Annotated in this window: 5 protein-coding genes and 1 pseudogene; 5 read left to right on the top strand and 1 reads right to left on the bottom strand. The window is 32.5% G+C overall.

Features of this window, described 5'->3' with window-relative positions; all coding sequences use genetic code 11:
- From ACJML3_RS03950 to rplT, 5 genes and pseudogenes are all read left to right on the top strand, one after another.
- Positions 1–219: pseudogene (locus ACJML3_RS03950) on the top strand (Fe-S oxidoreductase); the annotation flags it as partial.
- Positions 219–1,412 carry a ribonuclease E/G gene (locus ACJML3_RS03955; protein WP_406020819.1) on the top strand — a complete coding sequence of 398 codons (1,194 nt, stop codon included), beginning with the start codon at positions 219–221 and terminating at the stop codon, positions 1,410–1,412. The pseudogene ACJML3_RS03950 and the gene ACJML3_RS03955, both read left to right, overlap by 1 nt.
- 220 nt (positions 1,413–1,632) lie before the next feature.
- Positions 1,633–2,127, top strand: coding sequence for a translation initiation factor IF-3 (infC, locus tag ACJML3_RS03960; RefSeq protein ID WP_406020821.1), 495 nt, complete (start codon positions 1,633–1,635; stop codon positions 2,125–2,127).
- 22 nt (positions 2,128–2,149) lie between these two features.
- Positions 2,150–2,347 carry a 50S ribosomal protein L35 gene (gene rpmI / locus ACJML3_RS03965; RefSeq protein ID WP_406020823.1) on the top strand — a complete coding sequence of 66 codons (198 nt, stop codon included), beginning with the start codon at positions 2,150–2,152 and terminating at the stop codon, positions 2,345–2,347.
- A 24-nt stretch (positions 2,348–2,371) separates the two neighbouring features.
- Complete coding sequence (rplT, locus tag ACJML3_RS03970; protein ID WP_406020824.1) at positions 2,372–2,728, top strand: 50S ribosomal protein L20; 357 nt, start codon at positions 2,372–2,374, stop codon at positions 2,726–2,728.
- A gap of 24 nt (positions 2,729–2,752) precedes the next feature.
- Here the strand turns inward: rplT and ACJML3_RS03975 are convergent, their stop codons facing one another.
- Positions 2,753–2,848, bottom strand: coding sequence for an AraC family transcriptional regulator (locus ACJML3_RS03975; RefSeq protein ID WP_406020826.1), 96 nt, complete (start codon positions 2,846–2,848; stop codon positions 2,753–2,755).
- Between the last annotated feature and the right edge of the window lie 6 nt (positions 2,849–2,854).

Raw genomic sequence — 2,854 nt, forward strand, 5'->3', positions numbered from 1 at the left:
ACTGTCAACAATAATGGTAATACACAGTTTTTTATGAAGGTCTCTACTGGAAGTAATGACAATATCAAGCCAGAATTTGTATTAGAATCAATCTATAAAAAATGTGGTCTGGAATATAATTCGTCAGCTATACAGATTCATAGGAATGAAGTATATTCTTGTAATGATAAGGGAGAATTTGTTTCACTTTTAGATATGGGGATGGAGATTACTAACTGATGAATAGAATTGTGATTTCTGAAATAAATTACAAAAAGCGAGATTTTGTAGTTTTTATTGAAATGGATGAGAATAGAAAATATCAAAAGTTTTTCATATATCCAAAAGATCAGAAGTCTCTTGTAGGCAATGTTTATATTGCTAGAGTAGATAAGGTCGTAAAGGGGATTGACGCAGCATTTGTAAAGATTGCAAAAGATATTACATGCTATCTTTCACTAAGAGATGCAAAAAATCCAGTGTATACTTGTAAGAAGTCAAAAAAACCAGAATTATGTGAAGGCGATGAAATATTAGTTCAGGTTACAAAAGATGCTGTTAAAACAAAAGATCCTATAGTTTCTACAAATATTTCTATATCTACTAAATATTGTATTTCTACAACCAATAATAAAACGAAATCAATTTCTCGTAAGATATCATCAGAAAGAGCAAATGAGATTAAGAATATTGTTGATGTTGTACTAGAAAAATCAAATTATAAAGATGATTTTGGAATTGTTGTAAGAACAGCTGCACAAGAAATAGATAATACAGTTTTGGAATCTGATTTAAAAAATAATATCAGGCAAATTGAAGAAATACTATCTCGTTGCATTCATTTGAATATGTATGAACAATTATATGAAGCTGAAGAATTATATATTTCAAAACTTAAAGGATTAAATTTTGAAAAAATCGAATGTATATTGACTGATAATCACAGAATTTATGATGAGTTGAAAAAATATTTTCCAGATTTGGCTGCTTGTGAAAAGCTTTGTTTATATAAAGATGATTATCCGCTCAGATTGTTATATCAGTTCGAAAGTAATCTTTCAAAAATGACTTCAAAGCAGGTGTGGTTGCCCTCAGGTGGAAATATCATTTTTGAACAGCTCGAAACATTAACATTTATTGATGTAAATTCATCAAAAGGCAGTGCATCAAAAGAAAGTGTTGTTTTAAAAACGAATAAAGAAGCTGCTTTTGAAATTGCAAGGCAGTTAAAGCTGCGTAATATTTCGGGGATGATAATAGTTGATTTTATTAATATGAAGTCAGATGATATACAGACAGAATTAATAACATATTTAAAAACATTATTGACAAAAGATGATGTTTTGTGTCAATATATTGATATGACGAAGCTTGGTTTGGTTGAAATTACCAGGAAAAAAGTTTATAAGTCTTTAAAAGAAATTTTAAAATAACTTTAAAAGAAATTTTAAAATAACATGTTGACAATATAAGGATAACATGTTAAACTTTAGAAGTTGTAAGAAAACAAAGTAGAGTATCCACTCTCACCTAAGCGCAAATGAGCGACTTAGAGTTAATATTTCCAACATTTAATTGTGTTAGAGATTGTAATAGTGGATAGTCTGCCTATCCACTATTTTTTATTGGAGGTACAAGACCATTAGCGAATTAATGATTAATGAACAAATCAGAGACAAAGAGGTTAGACTTATCGGAGCAGATGGTGAGCAGTTAGGAATTGTTTCATCTAGAGAGGCACAGAAAATTGCTGATGAAGCAGGACTAGATCTTGTGAAGATTGCTCCAAATGCAAAGCCACCTGTTTGTAAGGTGATTGATTATGGTAAATATCGTTACGAGCAGGCTCGTAAAGAAAAAGATGCCAAGAAAAAGCAGAAGACTGTTGAATTGAAGGAGATTCGTCTTTCACCTAATATTGAAGCTAACGACTTGAATACCAAGACGAATGCTGCACGTAAATTCCTTGCAAAAGGTAATAAAGTTAAGATTACGCTTCGTTTTAGAGGACGTGAGATGGCTCATATGAATAGTAGCAAGCATATTTTGGATGACTTCGCTGAAGCTCTTTCGGATATTGCTGTAGTGGAGAAAGCACCTAAGGTAGAAGGCAGAAGCATAGGTATGGTGCTGGCAGAGAAAAGATAACAATTTAAGGAGGAAAAACACAATGCCAAAAATGAAGACAAGCAGAGCAGCTGCAAAACGTTTCAAACTTACAGGAACAGGAAAGTTAAAGAGAAATAAAGCTTACAAGAGACATATCTTAACAAAGAAGACAACAAAGACTAAGAGAAATCTTAGAAAGGCAGCTATGACTGACCAGACAAATGTTAAGAATATGAAGAAGATTTTACCATATTTATAAGAATTAGTTAAGGAGGAATAAAAAATGGCAAGAGTAAAAGGCGGCTTAGGCGCTAAAAAAAGACATAATAGAGTTTTAAAATTAGCAAAAGGCTACAGAGGCGCTAGATCTAAACAGTATAGAGTAGCAAAACAGTCAGTAATGAGAGCCTTAACAAGTTCTTACGCTGGACGTAAAGAGAGAAAGAGACAGTTCCGTCAGTTATGGATTGCTCGTATCAACGCAGCAGCTCGTTTAAACGGACTTTCATACAGCCAGTTCATGCACGGATTAAAATTAGCTAACGTTGATTTGAACCGTAAAGTATTAGCTGACATGGCAGTTACAGATGCAGCTGGATTTGCTAAATTAGTAGACGTTGCAAAAAACAAATTAAACTAATAGAGCGTAAAGAATGGGAGATGCCTAGGCATCTCCTTTTTTATTGCGATATTCTTTCGGTGATATTCCTTTCTTTTTGTGAAACGCTTTTGAAAAATACAGACCATTATCAAAGCCTATGGAATT

The organism is Succinivibrio sp., assembly GCF_045124615.1.
Taxonomy (GTDB): domain Bacteria; phylum Pseudomonadota; class Gammaproteobacteria; order Enterobacterales; family Succinivibrionaceae; genus Succinivibrio; species Succinivibrio faecicola.